Genomic DNA, 21558 nt, shown 5'->3' with positions numbered 1-21558 from the left:
TGGTTTGTCTACAACCCACACCCGGGCGCGGGGGCCGGGGGTGTTGTGTGGGGTGTGTATTGGGGGGCGGTAGTTTTGCCCCGGGGGGGTGCCCCCCGGGTGGTCGCGGGGCACGTCCACCGGCTCCCAGTCCCGGACCAGGGTCGTGAGCGCGTGGCGGTTCACGCCGGCGCGGGTCCCGAGGTCGCGTCGCCGCCGGGCTCTTCGTCCAGGACGCCGGCCGCGCGGGCGAGGTCGAGGTCCAGTGCCTCGCGGCGGATGCGCTGGTCGATGTAGAGCAGTGCGGTGGCGCCGGCGGCGAAGGGGTAGAGCAGCGCGGCGCTGATCACCGCGCCGACGCCGGTGATCAGCAGGTCGCCGAAGGAGGGGTCCGGAACGTCGGAGGGCTTGGACGCGGTGAGCGCCGAGATGCCGTCGGAGACCAGCAGGAACGGGAACTGGATGATGGCGCCGACGACCGTCATGATCAGCGCGATCAGCAGCAGGATGCCGCACACCCGCCACCACGCGCCGGTGACCAGCTTGCGCGAGCGCTCCAGCGCCTTGCGCACCGACTGCTTCTCCAGCATCAGGGTGGGGCCGGCGAGCGAGAAGCAGACGTAGAGGTAGACCGCCGCGACGACGCCGCCGATCATGCCCGGGAGCAACAGCAGCGCGCCGAGGCCGTCGGCGCCGACGGCCAGCAGCAGCAGGCCCGGCAACATCGCGATCAGGAGGGTGCCGACCGGGATCAGCCAGGAGGCGAAGGTGACGCCGAGCAGGCGCGGGAGCAGCGGGCGCACCGCCGTCCAGGCCTGGGTGGCGGACATGGTCTTGGCGATCACGGCGCGGCTGACCACGACGGTGAGCATCGCGGTGGCGGCGATCTGCCCGAGGGCGGCGACCACGATCGGCACGATCACCAGCGCGCTGGTGTCGCGCAGGTAGCGCCACGCCTCCTCGCCGGTGGCGTCGTCGCCGAGGTCGCTGGGCGAGAACTCGCGGTTGAGCAGCCAGGTGACCGGTACCTCGAGGCACTGGGTGAGCAGGGCGACCACGACGGCGATGCCGATCATGACCTTCCAGTGCGCGCGCATGGCGGCGAACGCGCCGTCGAGGATCTCGCCGACGCTCAGCGGGCGCAGTGGGATCACGCCGGGCTTGGCGGCCTGTACGTAGGGGCCGTTCCAGCCGGGAGGCGCGCCCCACAGCGGCGGTTGCTGCTGGGGGGCACCCCAGCGCGGGTCCTGGCCGGGGCCCGGTTGCGGGGGTCCCCATCCGGCCGCCGGGCCCTGCTGCGGCGGTCCCCATCCGGAGGCGGGCGGCTGGACCGGGGCCCACCCGGGGGCCGGGGCTCGGGGGCCGGGCTGTTCCGGAGCCGCGGGCTCGTCCTCGGCCGGGGGTTTGTCCAGGGACGGCTTGTCCGGCGACGGCGGCTTGTCCAGGGACGGGGGCGTGGCCGGCGACGGCGAGTCGGGCGCGGGCGCGGGTCGGTCGGGTGACGTGGCGTCGTCCGCCGGGCGTTCCTCGTCCGGCCCCGGGGCGTCCGGGGTGGGCGGGCCGGGCGAGTCCGTCATGCGATTGCGCTCCTCGTCCTGATCGGGTGGTGACTCATCGTGGCATGCCGGTGTGGGCCCCGGATGAACGGGCGGCCATCGGATCCGGTCCGCCGGCGCGGGTACCTCGACCGCCGGGACAACGTCGAGCGCGCGTCGCACGTTCCGGCACCGGTTCGCCCGGGCTCCGGCGGGCCCCGGCGAGGTCCGGCGGACGCCGTCGGGGGGTCGTGGGCATGGCCGAAACGCCCGTTGCGCCGGTCGGTGGGCCGGCGTACGGCCCGGTCGGGGACGTGACTCCGCACTCTCTCCGGTGGCAATGATCAGTATTTGGGAGATTTTGTCGTCGATCGGCGCGGCCGGAATCGGTCGGATGAGTGCAGGTCACAATCCGGTAATGCGACGATGATGTACATGAAGGGACGCGTCCTCATCGTTGACGACGACACCGCACTGTCCGAGATGCTCGGGATCGTGCTGCGTGGCGAAGGGTTCGAGCCGTCGTTCGTGGCGGACGGCGACAAGGCACTCCAGGCTTTTCGGGATGTAAAACCGGACCTGGTACTGCTGGACCTGATGCTGCCCGGCCGTGACGGCATCGACGTCTGCCGCCAGATCCGTGCCGAGTCCGGCGTGCCGATCGTGATGCTCACCGCCAAGAGCGACACGGTCGACGTCGTGGTCGGGCTGGAATCCGGAGCCGACGACTATGTGATCAAACCGTTCAAGCCCAAGGAGCTTGTCGCTCGTGTGCGGGCCCGCCTGCGCAGAGCCGAAGAACCCACCCCGGAGCAGTTGGTGATCGGCGATCTGGTGATCGACGTGGCCGGCCACGCCGTGAAGCGGGACGGGCAGAACATCGCGCTCACCCCGCTGGAGTTCGACCTCCTTGTCGCACTCGCCCGCAAGCCCTGGCAGGTGTTCACCCGCGAGGTGCTTCTCGAACAGGTCTGGGGATACCGACACGCGGCGGACACCCGCTTGGTGAACGTGCACGTCCAGCGGCTGCGCTCGAAGATCGAGCGCGACCCCGAGCGTCCGGAGACCGTGGTCACCGTGCGCGGGGTCGGCTACAAGGCGGGACCGGCCTGACCTTGAGTTCGTTCCGGTGAGCACCGCACAGCGGTCGCCCTCTCCATCGGCCTGGTCCCTCGCCCTGCGTCGCGTACGCGGTGGCGTGGGCCGGGTCATGGCGTTGTGGAACAGATCGATCCAGTTTCGCGTCGTGGCCACCACCCTGGTGTTGTCCGTCGCGGTGATGGTGCTGCTCGGGGTGGTGGTGGTCGGCCAGGTCCGCAACGGCCTGCTGGACGCGAAGGTGGCCTCCGCCCGGTCCCAGGCCCAGGGCGGGATCGCCGATGCCCGGGCCCAGGCCGACGAGATCGCCACCAGCCCGGGCCGGCACGTCCAGGTACCCACCGGCGTGCCGGCCGGCACCCCGGCGTCCGGCAACCGGGTGAACACCGGCGACTGGCTCAACGCCCTGGTCAAGCAGCTCTCCAGCGGCGGCCAGGGGGTCTACGACGTGGCCGCCACCAGCCAGGACACGGCGGACAACCCGCCCGGGTCCGGTCGCAGCCCCCGCGCGTCCGGCGACGTGGTCCCCGACGCCAGCGTGCCGGACGAGCTGCGCCGCGAGGTCGGGCTCAAGCGCGGTGTGCCACTGCTCCAGTACACCCAGATCGTGCGCGAGGGCCAGCACGGCGAGGGCCCGGCCGAGACCACCCGCGAGGCCGGCCTGGTGGTCGGTGCGGAACTGGAGGATCCCGACGGCGGCTTCTACCAGCTCTACTACTTCTTCTCCTTCGGCCCGGAGGAGAAGACCCTGGGTCTGGTGCGCAGCACGCTGGCCACCGCCGGGGTCTTCCTGGTGCTGCTCCTGGTGGCGATCGCGGCGCTGGTGACCCGTTGGGTGGTCACCCCGGTGCGGATGGCGGCCCGGATCGCCGAGCGGTTGGCCGCCGGTCGCCTGGAGGAACGCATGCGGGTCGTCGGCGCGGACGACCTGGCGCGCCTGGGCTCCTCGTTCAACAAGATGGCCTCCAATCTGCAGAACCAGATCCGGCAGTTGGAGGAGCTCTCGCGCGTGCAACGCCGGTTCGTCTCGGACGTCTCGCACGAACTGCGCACCCCGCTGACCACCGTGCGGATGGCGGCCGACGTGCTGCACGAGGCCCGCGAGGACTTCGACCCGGCCACGCGGCGCTCGGCCGAGCTGTTGCAGAACCAGTTGGACCGGTTCGAGGCACTGTTGTCGGACCTGCTGGAGATCAGCCGCTTCGACGCCGGCGCGGCCGTGCTGGACGCCGAGCCGGTGGACCTGCGCGACCTGGTGCGTCGGGTGGTCGAGGGCGCGGAGCCGCTGGCCGAGCGGCGCGGCAGCCGACTGGTGGTGCGCGCACCGGACAAGCCGTGCGTGGCAGAGGTGGACCCGCGCCGGATCGACCGGGTGTTGCGCAACCTGGTGGTCAACGCGGTCGAGCACGGCGAGGGCCACGATGTGGTGGTCACCGTGGCCGGCGGCGAGGACTCGGTCGCGGTGGCCGTGCGCGACTACGGCGTGGGCCTCAAGCCCGGCGAGTCCTCGCTGGTGTTCGCCCGGTTCTGGCGGGCCGACCCGGCCCGGGCCCGGACCACCGGTGGTACCGGACTGGGCCTGTCGATCGCGTTGGAGGACGCGCACCTGCACGGCGGCTGGCTCCAGGCGTGGGGCGAGCCGGGCGGCGGCTCGCAGTTCCGGCTGAGCCTGCCCAAGACCGCGGGTGGCGATCTGGTGCGTTCGCCGCTGCCGTTGGAGCCCGAGGACTCGCGGGCGAATCGGGGCCTGGGCCCGGCGGGCTCGCCCTATCGGCGCACCGTGCGTGCGGCCGGCCCCGCGGGAGGCACTCGATGAGGCGGATCAGCCCGTTCCTGGCCCTGGTGTGCGTGTTGTGCACGCTCAGCGCGTGTGCGTCCATGCCGCACAGCGGCAGCGTGCGCGAGGCGGCCAAGGGCGAAAGCAAGGAGCAGGGCCCCGAGCAGCAGGTGCGGGTGTTCGCGGTGCCGCCCAAGCCCGGCGAGCAACCGCACGGGATGGTCGCCGGCTTCCTGGAGGCGGTCACCAGCGACGAGCCCGACTACACGACGGCGCGCGCCTACCTGACCCCGGAGGCCCGGGCCAAGTGGGTGCCCACCCGCGAGATCGTGGTGCTCGACTCGATCGCCCGGATCGAACTGGTCCCCGGCGCCGACGAGCGCACCTATCAGGCGGAGGTGTCGGGCACCAAGGTGGGCACGGTCGACAACCGCAACGCCTACCAGCCCGAACAACTGCCGAACGCGCAGTACCGGGCGACGCTGCAACTGCGGCTGGGTACCGACAACCAGTGGCGGATCGCCGACCTGCCGGACGGGCTGATCCTGTCCCGGGCCGAGTTCCACCGGATCTACCGGTCGGTGAACACCTACTGGTTCGCCACCGCGATGCCGGTGGGCAAGGACATCCTGGTGCCCGACCCGGTCTACCTGCGCAGCCGCGTCGGACTGACCTCGGCGCTGGTGCGCCAACTGGTGGGCGGGCCCACCGACTGGCTGCGGCCGGTGGTGGAGACCGCGTTCCCGGCGGGCACCGAACCCGCCGACCGGGTCGTCTCGATCGAGGACAACCGGATCGCCCGGGTGCAACTCAACCGGCAGGCCCGGCTCGCCCAGACCAAGGGCTGCGAGCGGATGGCCGCACAACTGCTCTACACCCTGCGCCAGGTCTCCGGAGTGGATTCCGTCTCGATCACCGGCGGCGGCGAGCCGATGTGCTCGCTGTCCTACGACGACGCCGCCCAGTACGACCCGGGGCGAGCGGCCCGGACGTCCGCGCCCACCGGCTACTTCATCGCCAAGGGCAACGTGGTCAACGTGGTGCCCGGCCCGAACGGCAATCCGCCGGTGTTGCCCGGACCGTTCGGCGACGGCACCTACAAGGTCGACCAGATCGCCGTCTCGCGCGATCCGTTCCGCCGCCGGATCGCGGGCATCGACACCAGCGGTCGCCGACTGCTGGTCGGCGACGTGGACGGCCACGGCGAGGTCCAGGAGTGGCTGACCACCGCTCCGGCGTCGCTGCTCAGTCCGACCTGGGACGGTCGCGGCGTGTTGTGGGTGCTCGACCGCACCAAGGACGCCGAACAGGTGCTCGCGCTGTACGAGGACGAGCGCAGGCAGATCACCCGGGTCGCGGTCGACGTGGAGGGCATCACCGCCGCCCGGATCACCGGCCTGCGGCTGTCCCCGGACGGCACCCGCGCCGCGCTGATCGTGGACAACGGCAAGGTGCTGATCGGTCGGGTGGAGCGTCGGGTGAACAACGGCGCGGTGGCCCTGACCATCGCCGCGCCACGCTCGGTGATCCCCTCGCTGGTCGAGGTCAAGGCGATCTCCTGGAACGGCCCCGACCGGCTCGCGGTACTCGGCAAGGAGGGCCAGGGCGCGCTGGCCCCGCAGATCGTGGACATCGACGGGGGCCTGTCGGTCTCCGTCGCCTCGGTCAACGGCATGCTGCGCATCGCGGCACCGGACGGCTCGGACCAGCCCCTGTTGGCGGACTCCGGCGAGGAGAACATCTACCAGTTGTCCCAGGGCAACAACTGGACCAAGGTGCACAGCGGCCTGTACCCGGTCTATCCGGGCTAGGCCCCGTCCGGCGGCCCCACCGGGATCCGCCGGACAGGGCCTGGCGGCGGGGCCGGTCGGCCGGCTCTCGGCGGGGCCGCGGGGTCGATCGGTCCCATCGGATTCGGTCGGATCGGGGGCGGTCCCGGTCGCGTCGGGTCCGCCTCGATCGTCCGCCACGGCGCGCCATGACCGGATCGGGTGGTTGTGCGTACCGTCGGTCCGTTTCGGGGCCGGCCGTGCGAGCTTGGGGGCATGGAACGGTCTCGGGTGCTCGCGGCGTGGGCCGACCTGGTGCTGCCCGTGTGTTGCGCGGGTTGTGCCGAGTCCGGGGCGTTGCTGTGCGGGCGCTGCCGGGCGGTGTTCGCCGCGGCGCCCGTGCCCGTGCGGCCGACGCCGGCGCCGGAGGGGCTGCCGCCCGTGCACGCGGTCACCGCGTACCTGGGGCCGGTGCGCCCGGTGCTCGCCGCCTTCAAGGAGCACGGCGCGCGCCGACTGGCCCGCCCGCTCGGCGACGCGCTCGCGCGGGCCGCAGCGGCCGGGCTGCCCGATCCGGCCGGGTCCGCCCTGCTGGTCCCGGTGCCCTCGACCCGGGCCGCGGTGCGCCGCCGGGGTCGGGACGCCACCGGCGAGTTGGCCCGGCGCGCGGCCGGTCGACTGCGCGCGGCCGGAGTGCCCACCCGGGTGCTGCCGGCCCTGCGACATACCAGGCGAGTACAGGATCAATCAGGTCTTTCGGCGCATGAACGGAGGATGAACATCCGCCGATCAATGATCGTTTCGGACAGGTTGGCGCCCTTGTTTACGGGCATTAGTGTGGTGATCGTCGTCGATGATGTTTGCACCACCGGCGCAACTCTCGCGGAGGCGACCCGTGCGGTCCGAGCCGTGGGAGGGCGAGTCGGGGCGGCGGCCGTGGTGGCCGCGACGACCCGACGGCGCCGGGCGGAGCAGGACCATCGCCGACCTGGTCGGCCGGATGGGTGGCCACCCCTCCGGCATGGCGCAATGGATGGAGTTCTGCGTGGACATTGTCGTCAAGGGCCGCAAGACCGAGGTACCCGAGCGTTTTCGCAGGCACTGCGTCGAGAAGCTGGAGAAGATCCGCAAGCTCGACGACAAGGTGATCAGCGTTGACGTGGAGGTGTCCAAGGAGCGGAACCCGCGGCTGGCGGAGCGCTCGGACCGGGTGGAGATCACGCTGAACACGCGTGGTCCCGTCATCCGGGGCGAAGCCGCCGCGTCCGACCCATACGCCGCACTCGACATGGCGTGCGCGAGACTCGAAGCGCAGTTGCGCAAGGCCGCCGACCGGCGGCGCGTGCACCATGGTCACCGTTCCCCCGTATCGGTGGGCGCGGCCACTGCGGAGATCAATCACGCCGACCGGCTCAATGGGGCCGTGGTGGCGTCCGCGGAAGACATCGAGGCTGTGAAGAACGGCGAATTGAGGCCCCAGCCGCACATGGCGGGCCCGATCGAGGTAGACGGCGAAGGCCCCCTCGTGGTTCGCGAGAAGGTACACGCCGGGCGCCCGATGGCGCTCGACCAGGCGCTGTACGAGATGGAGTTGGTAGGCCACGACTTCTATCTGTTCATCGATTCGAGCACCAGGTGGCCGAGTGTGGTGTACCGCCGGCACGGCTACGACTACGGTGTGATCCACCTCAAGCCCGAGGACCGCGAGGACGGCGGACCGCAGTAAGCAGCGGTCGGGCCGTCCCGCCGCGCCCTTTGGCGGTCAACGGACGCCGAAACCCTTCGGGGTTTCGGCGTCGGTTGCGTTCTCGACCGTGGCGTTCCCTGGCGAAAGTTCCGCTTCGCAAGTACGTTCCGCACATAACACCCATCAGGGCCTGGCGTCGTGGCGATCACGTGGGATCATGTCCTGGACACGGATCGTGCCGACCCAGGGGGGAAACACGGTGGGTGAACAGTCTGTTCCGACCCGCGTGGACCACGGCTCAGCGGGCGAACCGATTCGCGTGCTGGTGGTCGACGACCACGATCTGTTTCGCCGGGGTCTGGACATCGTGCTCGCGCCCGAACCGGACATCACGGTGGTGGGCGAGGCGGGGGACGGCGCCGAGGCGCTGGAGGCCGCACAGGATCTGCTGCCCGACATCATCCTGATGGACGTCCGGATGCCCAGACGCGGCGGTATCGAGGCGTGCACGGCGATCAAGGAAGTCGCACCCAGCACGCAGATCATCATGCTGACGATGAGTGAGGAAGAGGCCGACCTCTACGACGCGATCAAGGCCGGCGCGACCGGCTATCTGCTGAAGGAGATCTCGCACGGCGAGGTGGCCTCGGCGATTCGCGCGGTGGCCGACGGGCAGTCGCAGATCAGTCCGTCGATGGCGGTCAAGCTGCTGACCGAGTTCAAGTCGATGAGCCGGCGCGACGACGAACGACGCCTGGTGCCGGCGCCGCGGCTGACCGATCGCGAGATCGAGGTGCTGCGGCTGGTGGCCACCGGGCGCAACAACCGCGACATCGCCAAGCAGTTGTTCATCAGCGAGAACACGGTCAAGAACCACGTGCGCAACATCCTGGAGAAACTCCAACTGCACTCGCGCATGGAGGCCGTGGTCTACGCGATGCGGGAGAAGATCCTGGAGATCGGCGACTGACCCGGCGGTGGCTGCCGACCGGGCGAGGATCCGCCCGGTCGGCAGTCGTGCGTGGGCGGATCAGCTCGCGAGCAGGGCGCCCAGCGGTGCGCGGGTGCGCTCGTGGTCGATGTGCTCGATCCGGACGTCCTGGCAACCCACCCACTGGGCGGCCTCGCGCAGCGCCCCGGCCGCCGCCGCGAGGGTGCGCTCGGTGACCTTGGCGCCGGCCTCGAAGGACAACCGCCGGGCCACCAGCGTGCGTCCCTCGCGAGCCGGGTCCACCCGGCCGACCAGCCGCCCGCCGGCGAGCAGCGGCATCACGAAGTAGCCGTGCACCCGCTTGGCGGCCGGCACATACGCCTCCAGGCGGTGCTCGAAGCCGCCGAACACCCTGGCGGTGCGCGGTCGGTCCCACACCAGCGCGTCGAACGGCGACAGCAGCGTGTTGCGATGCCGGCCGCGCGCGGGAGCGGCCAGCGCGGCGGGATCTGCCCAGATGCCCTCGCGGGCGGCCCGCTCGCCCCAACCCGCGACGGTGACCGGGACCAGGCCGCTGTCCGGCAGCGCGGCGTCGACCTCGGCCCGGGTCAGCCGGTACTGGTCCATCAGGTCGGCCCGGGTGGCCACGCCCAGTTGACGGCCCGCGAGGGCGACCAGGCGGCGCACGCACTCGGCGTCGTCGGGCTCCTCGGCGAGCAGGGCCGGCGGGATCACCCGCTCCGGCAGGTCGTACACCCGCTTCCAGCCCTCGCGGCGCACGCAGACCACGTCGCCGAAGGCGAGCGCGCGCTCGGCCGCGATCTTGGTCTCGCTCCAGTCCCACCACTCGCCCTTGTTCTTGGCGCCGCCCAGGCCGGTGGCGGTGAGCGGGCCCTCGGCGCGCAGCCGCTCCAGGACGTTGCGGTACGCCTCCTCGGTGACCCGTTGGCCCCACAGGTGACCGCGATCTCGGTGGTGCCGACGGCGGAAGGCGAAGTCGGGCCAGGTGTCCATCGGCAGCACACAGGCCGCGTGCGACCAGTACTCGAAGGCGGTCTCGCCACTCCAGTAGGCGGCCTCGACGGCCGGTCGACCGACCGCTCCCAGGCGGGCGTACGGCACCAGTTCGTGCGAGCGGGCCAGGGTCGAGATGGTGTCGAGCTGTACCGCGCCGAGCGCGTGCAGCACGCCCAGGACGCCGGTGCGGCGGTCGGGGGCACCGAGGAAGCCCTGGGCGGCCAGCACGATCCGGCGGGCCTGGTCGGCGGTCAGCTCGGCGACGGGGTGCCGGTCGGCTGTCGGCTGTGGGGTCATGGACGCCACCTTAGAACGTATGTTCGCATCAGGTGTCCGTGGCGAGCCGGGCATGCAGATGTACGTCCGCGAACGGTTCGTCGGCACCGGTGAAGCACTGCCGCAGTACTCCTTCGAGTGCATATCCCGCCGCGCCCGCGACCGCGCACGAGCCGGCGTTGGTCACGGCGTGCCGCAGTTCCACCCGGTGCAGGTCCAGTGCGCCGAACGCCCAACGGCTCACCGCGCCCACCCCGTGTCGGGCCACGCCGCGACCTCGGGCGTGCTCCAGCGTCCAGTAGCCGATCGCGGTGGTGCGCCACCGCGGGGTGGTGTCGGCGAGCCCCACATGGCCGAGGACCTCGCCGGTCACCGCGTCCATCACCGCGAACGAGGGCCCCTCGCCGTCGGCCCAGCGCCGCGCGCGGGTGGCCAGCCACGCGCTCGGATCACCGTCCGTCGGCACCGCCATCCAGCGGGTGATCTCCGGATCGGCGAGAGCGGTGCGGACCACGTCGACGTCGTGTTCGTTCCAGGGGCGGAGCTGAAAGCGCCCCGCCGCGATCTCCACAGGTTCCATGCCGGTCACTGTGCCGGCCCGCGAGGCTCGATCCCGGCTTGCCTCCTCGCATACGATGGCCGTATCGGCGGGACGGGCCCCGCCGTGCCGTCACGTCCGAAAGGCGGGCGGGCGCCGTCGGGCAAGGAGCTCATCCAGCGTGTCTATCTTCGATAAGGTCCTGCGCGCCGGCGAGGGCAAAATCCTGCGCAAGCTCAACCGCATCGCAGATCAGATCGAGTCGATCGAAGATGACTTCAAGGACCTCTCCGACGCCGAGCTGCGCGCACTGACGGACGAGTACAAGCAGCGCTACGCCGACGGGGAGACCCTCGACGACCTGCTTCCGGAAGCCTTCGCCACCGTTCGCGAGGCCGCCCGCCGCACCCTGGGCCAGCGGCACTACAAGGTGCAGCTCATGGGCGGCGCCGCGCTGCACCTGGGCAACATCGCCGAGATGCGCACCGGCGAGGGCAAGACCCTCGTCTCGACGCTGCCCGCCTACCTGAACGCGATCGCCGGCGAGGGCGTGCACGTGGTCACGGTCAACGACTACCTCGCCGAGCGCGACTCGGAGTGGATGGGACGCGTCCACCGCTTCCTGGGGCTGACCGTCGGCTGCATCCTGGCCAACATGCCGCCGCACGAGCGCCGCAAGGCGTACGGCTACGACATCACCTACGGCACCAACAACGAGTTCGGCTTCGACTACCTGCGCGACAACATGGCGTGGTCGGCCGACGAGCTGGTGCAGCGCGGCCACTTCTTCGCCGTGGTCGACGAGGTCGACTCGATCCTGGTCGACGAGGCCCGTACACCGCTGATCATCTCCGGCCCGGCCGACCAGGCCACGAAGTGGTACGCCGACTTCGCCAAGATGGTCAAGCGGCTCAAGCGCGGCGAGGCGGCCAACCCGCTCAAGGGCATCGAGGAGACCGGCGACTACGACGTCGACGAGAAGAAGCGCACCGTCGCCATTCACGAGTCCGGCGTCGGCCGGGTCGAGGACTACCTCGGCATCGACAACCTCTACGAGGCGGTCAACACCCCGCTGGTCGGCTACCTGAACAACGCCATCAAGGCGAAGGAGCTGTACAAGCGGGACAAGGAATACGTGGTCGTGGACGGCGAGGTGCTCATCGTCGACGAGCACACCGGCCGCATCCTCGCCGGTCGCCGCTACAACGAGGGCATGCACCAGGCGATCGAGGCCAAGGAGGGGGTGGACATCAAGGACGAGAACCAGACCCTGGCCACCGTCACCCTCCAGAACTTCTTCCGCCTGTACAAGAAGCTCGGCGGCATGACCGGTACGGCGATGACCGAGGCCGCCGAGTTCCACCAGATCTACAAGCTCGGCGTGGTGCCCATCCCCACCCACCGCTCGGTGCAGCGCGTGGACCAGTCCGACCTCGTGTACAAGACCGAGGAGGCCAAGTTCGACGCGGTGGTCGAGGACATCACGCAAAAGCACGAGAAGGGCCAGCCGGTCCTGGTCGGCACCACGAGCGTGGAGAAGTCCGAGTACCTCTCCGCCCAACTGCGCAAGCGCGGCGTGCCGCACGAGGTGCTCAACGCCAAGCACCACGAGCGCGAGGCGCAGATCGTCGCGCAGGCCGGCCGCAAGGGTGCGGTCACGGTGGCCACCAACATGGCCGGCCGCGGTACCGACATCATGCTCGGCGGCAACCCGGACCACCTGGCCGCGGCCGAGCTGGCCCAGCGCGGGCTCACCCCGACCGAGACGCCGGAGGAGTACGAGAGCGCCTGGCCGGACGCGCTGGAGAAGGCCAAGAAGGCGGTCAAGGCCGAGCACGAGGAGGTCTCCGACCTCGGCGGCCTGTACGTGCTGGGCACCGAGCGGCACGAGTCCCGCCGGATCGACAACCAGCTCCGCGGTCGTTCCGGCCGCCAGGGCGACCCGGGCGAGTCGCGCTTCTACCTCTCGCTCGGCGACGACCTGATGCGTTTGTTCAAGGCGAACATCGTCGAGCGCGTGCTGACCCTGGCCAACGTGCCCGAGGACCAGCCGATCGAGTCGAAGATGGTCTCCAACGCGATCAAGTCCGCGCAGACCCAGGTCGAGCAGCAGAACTTCGAGATCCGCAAGAACGTGCTCAAGTACGACGAGGTGCTGAACCGCCAGCGCGAGGTGATCTACGGCGAGCGCCGCCGGGTGCTCGCGGGCGAGAACCTGCAGGAGCAGATCGGCCACTTCATCGACGACACCGTCCAGGCGTACGTGCACGGTGCGACCGAGGGCTTCGCCGAGGAATGGGACCTGGAGAAGCTCTGGGCCGAACTCAAGCGCCTCTACCCGGTCAGCGTCACGATCGAGGAGGTCGAGGAGGAGTTCGGCGACCGCTCCGACCTGGACACCGAGCAGCTCGTCGAACTGCTGCGGGCGGACGCCCAGGCCGCCTACGCGCTGCGCGAGGAGAAGCTCGGCGAGGAGGTCACGCGCGAGCTGGAGCGCCGGGTCATCCTTTCGGTGCTCGACCGCCGCTGGCGTGAGCACCTCTACGAGATGGACTACCTCCAGGAGGGCATCGGCCTGCGGGCGATGGCGCAGCGCGACCCGCTGGTGGAGTACCAGCGCGAGGGCTTCGACATGTTCAACGCCATGATGGAGGGCATCAAGGAGGAGTCGGTCGGCTACCTCTTCAACGTCGAGGTCGAGATCGAGCAGGTGCCCGAGGCGCCGAGCATCTCGATCGACAAGGCCGCGCCGCTGCCGGAGATCCACGCGAAGGGCCTGGACGCGCCCCAGCGGCCGGCGCACCTGCAGTACAGCGCGCCGACGATCGACGGCGAGGGTGGCGTGGTCACCTCCGAGGAGAGCTTCGACGAGGACGAGGTCGAGCTCGACGAGGGTGCGACTCGGGCCGAGCGGCGGCGGGCTCAGCGGGCGAAGCGCAAGAAGAAGTAGTCGGCGGGGGCGGGTGGGCCTGCGGCCCGCTTGTCCTCGAACGCCGGTTGGGCCGGATGTTCGACCCGAGGGCCCGGATCGCTGTGGCGATTCGGGCCCTCGGGCTTTCCGGGTCAGGTCAGGTTGTCGTGTTCCAGGGCTGTGCACAGCCAGGTGTCGGTGGGCCGGCGGGTGGGGGCGTCGCGTTCGAGGCGGAAGGCCAGGGTGAGGACCCAGGAGGCGGCGCGCAGGCGGGCGTAGCCCTCGGCGACGCCGTCGGCGGGGGTGCGACCGCCGCACGATTCCACGCTCAGCCGGCCGACCCGGCGGGCGGCGAGGCGGCGGACCAGGTGTTGCGTGGTGGCGTAGACGGCCGCGGAGGCGTACGGGCGCAGTTGGCCGACCGTGCGCAGGCCGGAGCCGATCTCGGCCAGGGCGTGGGCCAGCCGCCGGGCGCGCAGGCGGGCCTCGGTCGGGTCCGGCTCGGCCGGGGTGTGGATCAGCCGCAGGGCGGGGCGCGATACCGGCCGGGGGACGAAGTCGGGGTCGGCGGCCAGTGCGAGGGAGCCGTGTACCCGCGCGGATCGGTACGCGGGGGCGTCCGGCGCGAGGAGCGCGCGTGGCGAGCTACGGGCCGGGGCCGGGTCGAAGGGGCTTTCGCCGGCGGGTGCGCGCACCACGTACAGGTGCGGTGGCGAAGTGGTGCGGGCGGTGTTCGTGTGGACCATGGGTCCTCCCCGAGAAGTGCCGAACATGACGTGCCCGCCGCCGACGTGCCGGGCATGGGTGTGCCGCACTCGTTCCGCTCGTTCCCCCGACCGGGACGTGTGCAGGCACTTCCTAGCCGGCTCGCGGCGCATGGTCAACCATTCGTTCGGCCGACCCGGGGATTACGCTGACGCGTCGACTCACGCAATGTGGCGGTAGGTCGACCGTCACCCCGGCTCCCGTCGCACACGAACGGATGTCGGGATTTCACTCGATTGGAGTCGCCCGATGCGCGTGTTCATCCCCACCACGCCCGCAGGTCTGGCCTCGGTGCACGCCGACGGCGGGATCGGGTCGGCGCCGGTGGTCGCGTTCGCGGTCACCGACGCGTTTCGTACCTGGTACGACAGCTCGGACGAGGAGGAGTTGGAGTACGGGGCGCTGACCCGGGCCGCCGAGGACTCGTTGCGGTTGCTCGCGGCCGAGCCGGGGGCGATGCGCCGGGTCGTGCTGGCGGCGGATGTGCCGGACGCGCTGGTGCGCGAGCGGGCGCAGGACGGGCCGGGCGCGGTCCTGGTGGACGCGACGGTGCCGCGCAAGCGGATCGCGGCGGTGCACATGGACACCACCGAGGCCGAGGGCGCGATCGCCGCGGCGCTGGCCGGCGGACTCACCGACGAGTGGATCGAGGCGACCGAGGAGCACGAGCTGTTGTGGTTCGCGACACAGGAGCTGGCCGATCTGCTGTGAGCGCGCCCACGGCACAATGAAGGTCCATGAAGAGTCGATCTCCGCACCTGGTCTGGGACTGGAACAGCACGCTGTTCCACGACATGGACGCGATCATCGCGGCCACCAATGCCTCGTTCGCTCTGCTCGGGCTGCCGCCGATGACGCTGGAGCGCTATCGCGAGCTGTATTGCGTGCCCGTGCCCAAGTTCTACGAGAAGGTCACCGGCCGGGTCCCCGAGCCGGCCGAGTGGGTGTTGCTCGACGACGCCTTCCAGGAGGTCTACACCGCGCACAGCGCGCTGTGTGAGCTGGCCGACGGTGCGGACGAGTTGCTGCACGCCTGGCAGCGCGAGGGTGGCACCCAGTCGTTGTTGTCGTTGACCGCGCACGAGGCGCTGATGCCGTTCGTGCGCCGGTTCGGGATCGAGGACCGGTTCGTCCGGGTGGACGGGCGGGTGGGTCCGGCCGGCGGCGGCAAGGCCGAGCACCTGGTCCGGCACCTGGCCGGGCTGGGTCGGGAGCCGGCCGAGGTGGTGCTGATCGGCGATGCCGCCGACGACGCGGCGGCGGCGTTGCACGTGGGCGCGCGGGCGGTGTTGTACTCGGGCGGTTCGCACGCGCGGGCCGGCCTGGAGGCGGTCGGCGTGCCGGTGGTGGATTCGCTCGTGGACGCGGTGGAGCTGGCGCGTACCCTGCCGGGCTGAGCCGTGCGCGGCCGTCGGGCGGGTCGAGTGCTCAGGCCGGTGCCTTGGCCCGCAGGACCCGGACGAACTCGCGCATCCAGGCCGGATGGTCGACCCAGCTTCGGGCGGAGACCAGGGTGCCGTCGACGACCGCCTCGCCGTCCACCCAGGTGCCGCCTGCGGCTCTGATGTCCGGCGCGATCGTCGGGTAGGCGGCGGTCCGGCGCCCGGTCAGCATGCCCGCGGCGGCGGCGATCAGCGGGCCGTGACAGATCTGCGCGATCGGCTTGTCCGCCTCGAAGAAGTGCCGCACCAGGCGCTGTACGACCGGGTTGTTGCGCAGGTATTCCGGCGCCCGGCCGCCCGGCAGCACGAGCGCGACGTAGTTCTCCGGCCGCACCTCCACGAACGCGAAGTCGGCCGGCCACGTGTAGCCGGGCTTCTCGGTGAAGGTGTCGAAGCCGTCGACGAAGTCGTGCACGACGAAGGCGAGCTTCTTGCGCGAGGGGCCCGCCACGTGCACGTCGTACCCCTCCTCGCGCAGGCGTTGGTACGGGTAGAGCACTTCCAGCGACTCCGCCGCGTCGCCGGTGATCAGCAGCACCTTCTTGGCCATGACGATCGTCTCCCCACCGAATTCGTCCCGCCGTGCACGGATGTCGCCCTCGACCGTCCACGGTGCCCCGGACGTCGCCTTCGGGGCAATGGGTACGAGGTGTCCGGAGCGACCGGGAAATTACTTACAGCCTGTTCCAAGATCCCCTCTCGGCGGTCGAGGGGCACCCGAGTAGCCTGACGATGCGGCGACGCCGCGCGGCCGCGGGCCGGGACGACGGAGTCCCGGAACCACCGCCGGTCGGACGACGTCGCCTGAAACAGGTACTCGCGACAAAGCGGGTACCGGCAATACACGGCCGGGCACGCCCGGGGACGGCAATGGTCACGCAACGGCGCGCGACAGGAGCGGCAGCATCATGCAGAGCAAGCTGGACGAGGCGAAGGCGGAGCTTCTCGCCCGAGCGGCGGAAGCGGCACGAGCGGCATCGTCACAGCACGGAGGCGGCGGGCCCGAGGGCCCGAACCGGGTGGACCTCGATGTCCTCCTGTCCCGCTATTACCGGCACACCGCACCCGACGACCTGATCGATCGCGATCCGGTCGACGTGTACGGCGCGGCGATCTCGCACTGTCGACTCGCGGCGGAGCGCCCTCAGGGCACCGCGCGGGTCCGGGCGTACACGCCCACGGTGGAGGAGAACGGTTGGGCTTCGGGGCACACCGTGGTCGAGGTGGTCACCGACGACATGCCCTTCCTGGTGGACTCGGTCACCAACGAGCTGTCCCGCCAGGAGCGCAGCATCCACGTGGTGATCCACCCCCAGCTCATCGTGCGGCGCACGATCGCCGGCGAGCTGCTGGAGATCGTGGACACCACCGACGCACACGGGGTGCCCGAGGACGCGATCATCGAGTCCTGGATGCACATCGAGATCGACCGGGAGAGCGACCGCGAGGACCTGCGCTCGGTCGAGGCGGGGTTGCAGCGCATCATCCGCGACGTGCGCGAGGTGGTCGAGGACTGGGCCAAGATGCGCGACACCTCGCTGCGGTTGGCCGACGAACTCGCGAGCGACCCGCCGGCGGCGCTGCCGGAGGAGGAGATCGGCGAGGCGTGGGAGCTGCTGCGCTGGCTCTCCGAGGACCACTTCACCTTCCTCGGGTACCGCGAGTACGACCTGGTGTGCGAGGACGACGAGGACGTGCTGCGCGCGGTGCCCGGTACCGGTCTCGGTATCCTGCGCGCCGACCAGGACCTGTCCGCGTCCTTCAGCCGGCTCTCCACCCAGGCACGCGCGAAGGCCCGGGAAAAACAGCTGCTGATCCTGACCAAGGCCAACTCGCGGGCGACCGTGCACCGCTCGGCCTACCTCGACTACATCGGCGTGAAGAAGTTCGACGCGGCCGGCAACGTGGTCGGCGAGCGTCGCTTCCTGGGGCTGTTCAGCTCCGCCGCGTACACCGACAGCGTCCAGCGCATCCCGGTGGTGCGCCGCAAGGTGCACGCGGTGCTGGACAAGGCCGGCTTCCCGCCGGTCAGCCACGACGGCCGGGACCTGCTGCAGATCCTGGAGACCTACCCGCGCGACGATCTGTTCCAGATCGCCGTGGACGAGCTGCACGACATCGTGATCAGCGTGCTCTACCTCCAGGAGCGCCGCCGGTTGCGGCTGTTCCTGCGCAAGGACGAGTACGGCCGGTTCTACTCGGCCCTGGTCTACCTGCCGCGTGACCGGTACACCACCGAGGTCCGGCTCAAGATGCAGGACATCCTGCTCGCCGAGCTGGCCGGTTCGGTGGTCGACTACACCGCGCGCAACACCGAGTCCGTGCTCGCGCGCCTGCACTTCACGGTGCGCGTGCCCACCGGCGCCGAACTGGGCGACCCGGACGTGGACTACATCGAACGACTGCTGGCCGAGGCCACCCGCTCGTGGATCGACGACTTCGGCGAGGCCCTCGTCGCCGAATGCGGCGAGGAGAGCGCGGCCGAGCTGTCCCGGCGCTACGCGCACGCGTTCAGCGAGGGCTACAAGTCCGACTTCCCGCCCCGGACCGCGGTGGCCGACCTCAAGCGGATCGAGGAGCTGACCCCCGAGGCGGACTTCAAGCTGCACCTGTACGAGCCGATAGGAGCACTGCCGGGCGAGCGGCGGTTCAAGATCTATCGCTCCGGTGGGCACGTGTCGCTCTCCGAGGTGCTGCCGATTCTGCAGCGCATGGGTCTGGAGGTCGTCGACGAGCGGCCCTACGAGCTGCGCCGCGCCGACGGGACCGTGGCGTGGGTGTACGACTTCGGCCTGCGTTACGACGCGACGTCGATGTACGGGCAGCCCGAGGACGTCAAGGAGCTGTTCCAGGACGCGTTCTCGGCGACCTGGACCGGGCGGGCGGAGAACGACGGGTTCAACGCCCTGGTCTTCCGGGCCGGGCTGACCTGGCGCCAGGCGATGGTGCTGCGTGCGTACGCCAAGTACCAGCGGCAGGCCGGGACCACCTTCGGGCAGGAGTACATCGAGGACGTCCTGGTCTCCAACCCGCACACCACGCGGCTGTTGGTGAACCTGTTCGAGGCCCGCTTCTCGCCGGGCCACCAGCAGGCCGGCACCGAGCTGGTGGACGGCATCGTCGAGGCCATCGAGGGCGCTCTGGACCAGGTGGCCAGCCTGGACGAGGACCGCATCCTGCGTTCCTTCCTGGCGATGGTCAAGGCGACCCTGCGGACCAACTTCTTCCAGCACCGCGAGGACGGCGAGGCGCACGACTACCTCTCGCTCAAGTTCGACCCGCAGGAGATCCCGGACCTGCCCGCGCCGCGGCCCAGGTTCGAGATCTTCGTCTACTCGCCCCGGGTCGAGGGTGTGCACCTGCGCTTCGGCGCGGTCGCGCGCGGCGGACTGCGCTGGTCGGACCGGCGCGAGGACTTCCGCACCGAGATCCTGGGCCTGGTCAAGGCGCAGATGGTCAAGAACACGGTGATCGTGCCGGTCGGCGCCAAGGGCGGCTTCTTCTGCAAGCAACTGCCCGACGCCTCGGACCGCGAGGCGTGGCTGGCCGAGGGCATCGCCTGCTACCGCACCTTCATCGGCGCGCTGCTCGACATCACCGACAACCTGGTGGACGGCGCGGTCGTGCCGCCGGCGGACGTGGTGCGCCACGACGCGGACGACACCTACCTGGTGGTGGCCGCGGACAAGGGCACCGCGACGTTCTCCGACATCGCCAACGAGGTGGCGCAGGCGTACGGCTTCTGGCTGGGCGACGCGTTCGCCTCCGGCGGCTCGGCGGGCTACGACCACAAGGGCATGGGCATCACCGCGCGCGGTGCGTGGGAGTCGGTCAAGCGGCACTTCCGCGAACTGGGTCACGACACCCAGACCGAGGACTTCACCGTGGTCGGCATCGGGGACATGTCCGGTGACGTGTTCGGCAACGGCATGCTGCTGTCCGAGCACATCCGACTGGTCGCCGCCTTCGACCACCGGCACATCTTCCTGGACCCGAACCCGGACGCGGCGGCCTCCTTCGCCGAGCGGCGCCGGTTGTTCGACCTGCCGCGCAGCTCGTGGGCGGACTACGACAAGGAGCTGATCTCGGCCGGCGGCGGGGTCTACCCGCGCACCGCCAAGTCGGTGCCGATCAGTGCCCCGGTGCGTCAGGCGCTGGGGCTGCCGGCCGGGATGATCCGACTCACCCCGGCCGACCTGATGAAGGCGATCCTGAAGGCCCCCGCGGACCTGTTCTGGAACGGTGGAATCGGCACCTACATCAAGTCGAGCGGCGAATCGCACGCCGACGTCGGCGACAAGGCCAACGACGCGATCCGGGTCAACGGCGCCGATCTGCGGGTCAAGGTCGTCGGCGAGGGCGGCAACCTGGGTTGCACCCAGCTCGGTCGGGTCGAGTTCGCGCTCGCCGGCGGCCGGATCAACACCGACGCGATCGACAACTCGGCGGGCGTGGACACCTCGGACCACGAGGTGAACATCAAGATCCTGCTCAACCAGGTCACCGCCGCCGGCGACATGACCCTCAAGCAGCGCAACGAGCTGCTCGCGGCCATGACGGACGAAGTCGGACACCTGGTGTTGGCCGCCAACTACGGCCAGAACTGCGCGCTGTCCAACGCGGTCTCCCAGGCCGGCAGCCTGCTGCACGTGCACATGCGGTACATGCGCCGGCTGGTGCGCGACGGGCACCTCGACCGGGAGATCGAGTTCCTGCCCACCGATCGGCAGTTGCGCGAGCGGCAGCAGAACGGGCAGGCGATGACCCAACCCGAGCTGGCCGTGCTGCTGGCGTACACCAAGATCGTGATGGCCCAGGACCTGATCGCCTCGGACCTGCCGGACGACCCGTTCCTGGCACGGGAGTTGTACCGCTACTTCCCCAGCGCGCTGCGGGCGAGGTTCGTCGAGCAGATGGACCGGCACCCGCTGCGCCGGGACATCATCACCACCGTCGTGGTCAACGAGGTGGTCAACCTGGCCGGTCTCTCGTTCATGTTCCGCATGCGCGAGGAGAGCGGCGCGTCGGCGGAGGAGGTGGCCCGGGCGCACATCACCGCGCGGGAGATCTTCGGCGTCGATCGCATCATGGGCGCGATCGCGGCGCTGGACAACAAGGTCCCGGCCGAGATGCAGACCACGCTGCGGCTGCACAGTCGGCGGCTGATCGAGCGGGCCACCCGCTGGTTCCTGGGCAGCCGGCGCGAGATCGACATCGCCGCGCAGGTGGAGTTCTTCCGGGACGGGGTGGCCGAGGTGGTCGCACACCTGCCCAAGGTGCTGCGCGGCTCGGACCTGGCCTGGATGGACGGGCTGTACGAGGAGTTCACCGGGGCCGGCGTGCCGACCGAACTGGCCACCGCAGTGGCCGGGATGTCCTCGGCGTACGCGGCGCTGGACATCGTCGAGGTGGCCCGCGATTCCGAGCGTGCGGTGCTCGACGTCGCGCAGGTGTACTTCGACATCGCCGACCGGCTGCCGATCGCGTACCTGCTCGACCGGATCATCGAACTGCCGCGCAGCGACCGGTGGAAGTCGATGGCCCGCGCTTCGCTGCGCGAGGATCTGTACGCGGCACAGGCCGGGCTCACTGCGGAGGTGCTCGGTTCCGGGGACCCGGACGACAGCCCGGAGTTGCGGTTCAAGGCGTGGGAGCACAAGAACGCGCCGGTGCTCACCCGGGCACGGTCCACGCTGGACGAGTTGCAGGAGGCGGAGAACTACGACCTCGCGACGCTCTCGGTCGCGATGCGGACGATCCGTACGCTGCTGCGGACCGGTAGCAAGAGCTGATCGGTGCGCAAGCGCCGCCGGCCCGGAACCCGCCGGGGTTC

At 70.7% G+C, this 21558-nt stretch carries 15 protein-coding genes; 10 read left to right on the top strand and 5 right to left on the bottom strand.

Translation table 11 applies throughout. From position 1 onward, the window contains the following. Positions 1-161: 161 nt before the first annotated feature. The gene (locus tag ACFXMF_RS36410; RefSeq protein ID WP_360307204.1) at positions 162-1556 is read right to left on the bottom strand and encodes a hypothetical protein; all 1395 of its coding nucleotides are present in this window, start codon (positions 1554-1556) and stop codon (positions 162-164) included. 393 nt (positions 1557-1949) lie between these two features. On the opposite strand from ACFXMF_RS36410, the gene mtrA reads away from it, so the two are divergent. The 6 genes from mtrA to ACFXMF_RS36380 all read left to right on the top strand — a co-directional run bounded on the left by mtrA (position 1950) and on the right by ACFXMF_RS36380 (position 8815). Continuing rightward, positions 1950-2627 (top strand): MtrAB system response regulator MtrA, encoded by a 678-nt coding sequence (gene mtrA, locus ACFXMF_RS36405; protein WP_026219725.1) that lies wholly within the window; start codon positions 1950-1952, stop codon positions 2625-2627. Between the two features lie 133 nt (positions 2628-2760). Beyond that, positions 2761-4428: an MtrAB system histidine kinase MtrB gene (gene mtrB / locus ACFXMF_RS36400; RefSeq protein ID WP_379992152.1), complete on the top strand. Its 1668-nt coding sequence runs from the start codon at positions 2761-2763 to the stop codon at positions 4426-4428. Beyond that, a complete protein-coding gene (locus ACFXMF_RS36395; protein ID WP_360307208.1) occupies positions 4425-6200 on the top strand; it encodes an LpqB family beta-propeller domain-containing protein in 1776 nt (591 codons plus the stop codon). Before mtrB ends, ACFXMF_RS36395 begins: the two co-directional genes overlap by 4 nt. A 234-nt stretch (positions 6201-6434) precedes the next feature. Then, complete coding sequence (locus tag ACFXMF_RS36390; protein WP_379992153.1) at positions 6435-7316, top strand: ComF family protein; 882 nt, start codon at positions 6435-6437, stop codon at positions 7314-7316. After that, positions 7204-7884 (top strand): ribosome hibernation-promoting factor, HPF/YfiA family, encoded by a 681-nt coding sequence (gene hpf / locus ACFXMF_RS36385; RefSeq protein ID WP_360307211.1) that lies wholly within the window; start codon positions 7204-7206, stop codon positions 7882-7884. The genes ACFXMF_RS36390 and hpf overlap by 113 nt, the downstream gene beginning before the upstream one ends. 220 nt (positions 7885-8104) lie before the next feature. Beyond that, complete coding sequence (locus tag ACFXMF_RS36380) at positions 8105-8815, top strand: response regulator transcription factor (protein WP_052174179.1); 711 nt, start codon at positions 8105-8107, stop codon at positions 8813-8815. A 60-nt stretch (positions 8816-8875) separates the two neighbouring features. On the opposite strand, the gene ACFXMF_RS36375 is transcribed toward ACFXMF_RS36380, so the two are convergent. Then, on the bottom strand, positions 8876-10090 hold the full coding sequence (locus ACFXMF_RS36375) for a DNA glycosylase AlkZ-like family protein (protein WP_360307214.1): 1215 nt from the start codon (positions 10088-10090) through the stop codon (positions 8876-8878). A 28-nt stretch (positions 10091-10118) separates the two neighbouring features. After that, on the bottom strand, positions 10119-10649 hold the full coding sequence (locus ACFXMF_RS36370; protein ID WP_360307217.1) for a GNAT family N-acetyltransferase: 531 nt from the start codon (positions 10647-10649) through the stop codon (positions 10119-10121). 139 nt (positions 10650-10788) lie between these two features. On the opposite strand from ACFXMF_RS36370, the gene secA reads away from it, so the two are divergent. Beyond that, positions 10789-13557 (top strand): preprotein translocase subunit SecA, encoded by a 2769-nt coding sequence (gene secA / locus ACFXMF_RS36365; protein ID WP_360307220.1) that lies wholly within the window; start codon positions 10789-10791, stop codon positions 13555-13557. A 113-nt stretch (positions 13558-13670) separates the two neighbouring features. On the opposite strand, the gene ACFXMF_RS36360 is transcribed toward secA, so the two are convergent. Beyond that, entirely contained in the window at positions 13671-14264 is a 594-nt protein-coding gene (locus ACFXMF_RS36360) for an Rv3235 family protein (RefSeq protein WP_360307223.1), read from the bottom strand. A gap of 268 nt (positions 14265-14532) precedes the next feature. Here ACFXMF_RS36360 and ACFXMF_RS36355 point away from each other — a divergent pair, with 268 nt between their 5' ends. Both ACFXMF_RS36355 and ACFXMF_RS36350 read left to right on the top strand, forming a co-directional pair. Continuing rightward, positions 14533-14994 carry a DUF6912 family protein gene (locus ACFXMF_RS36355; protein ID WP_360307226.1) on the top strand — a complete coding sequence of 154 codons (462 nt, stop codon included), beginning with the start codon at positions 14533-14535 and terminating at the stop codon, positions 14992-14994. Between the two features lie 26 nt (positions 14995-15020). After that, entirely contained in the window at positions 15021-15680 is a 660-nt protein-coding gene (locus ACFXMF_RS36350) for an HAD family hydrolase (RefSeq protein WP_379992249.1), read from the top strand. A gap of 31 nt (positions 15681-15711) precedes the next feature. On the opposite strand, the gene ACFXMF_RS36345 is transcribed toward ACFXMF_RS36350, so the two are convergent. Further along, positions 15712-16275 (bottom strand): DJ-1/PfpI family protein, encoded by a 564-nt coding sequence (locus ACFXMF_RS36345; protein ID WP_360307232.1) that lies wholly within the window; start codon positions 16273-16275, stop codon positions 15712-15714. Between the two features lie 358 nt (positions 16276-16633). On the opposite strand from ACFXMF_RS36345, the gene ACFXMF_RS36340 reads away from it, so the two are divergent. Then, positions 16634-21517 (top strand): NAD-glutamate dehydrogenase, encoded by a 4884-nt coding sequence (locus ACFXMF_RS36340; protein WP_360307235.1) that lies wholly within the window; start codon positions 16634-16636, stop codon positions 21515-21517. Positions 21518-21558: the final 41 nt, after the last annotated feature.

The organism is Embleya sp. NPDC059213, from assembly GCF_042754445.1.
Classification (GTDB): Bacteria; Actinomycetota; Actinomycetes; order Streptomycetales; family Streptomycetaceae; genus Embleya.
This window is presented reverse-complemented; position numbering and strand designations above follow the sequence as displayed.

What these genes read in the sequence shown, in the direction of transcription:
- ACFXMF_RS36345 (WP_360307232.1), bottom strand. Translation starts at nt 16,275, where the DNA reads ATGGCCAAGAAGGTGCTGCTGATCACCGGCGACGCGGCGGAGTCGCTG.
- ACFXMF_RS36360 (WP_360307223.1), bottom strand. Translation starts at nt 14,264, where the DNA reads ATGGTCCACACGAACACCGCCCGCACCACTTCGCCACCGCACCTGTAC.
- ACFXMF_RS36370 (WP_360307217.1), bottom strand. Translation starts at nt 10,649, where the DNA reads ATGGAACCTGTGGAGATCGCGGCGGGGCGCTTTCAGCTCCGCCCCTGG.
- ACFXMF_RS36355 (WP_360307226.1), top strand. Translation starts at nt 14,533, where the DNA reads ATGCGCGTGTTCATCCCCACCACGCCCGCAGGTCTGGCCTCGGTGCAC.
- ACFXMF_RS36410 (WP_360307204.1), bottom strand. Translation starts at nt 1,556, where the DNA reads ATGACGGACTCGCCCGGCCCGCCCACCCCGGACGCCCCGGGGCCGGAC.
- ACFXMF_RS36395 (WP_360307208.1), top strand. Translation starts at nt 4,425, where the DNA reads ATGAGGCGGATCAGCCCGTTCCTGGCCCTGGTGTGCGTGTTGTGCACG.
- ACFXMF_RS36390 (WP_379992153.1), top strand. Translation starts at nt 6,435, where the DNA reads ATGGAACGGTCTCGGGTGCTCGCGGCGTGGGCCGACCTGGTGCTGCCC.
- mtrA (WP_026219725.1), top strand. Translation starts at nt 1,950, where the DNA reads ATGAAGGGACGCGTCCTCATCGTTGACGACGACACCGCACTGTCCGAG.
- ACFXMF_RS36340 (WP_360307235.1), top strand. Translation starts at nt 16,634, where the DNA reads ATGCAGAGCAAGCTGGACGAGGCGAAGGCGGAGCTTCTCGCCCGAGCG.
- ACFXMF_RS36350 (WP_379992249.1), top strand. Translation starts at nt 15,021, where the DNA reads ATGAAGAGTCGATCTCCGCACCTGGTCTGGGACTGGAACAGCACGCTG.
- ACFXMF_RS36375 (WP_360307214.1), bottom strand. Translation starts at nt 10,090, where the DNA reads ATGACCCCACAGCCGACAGCCGACCGGCACCCCGTCGCCGAGCTGACC.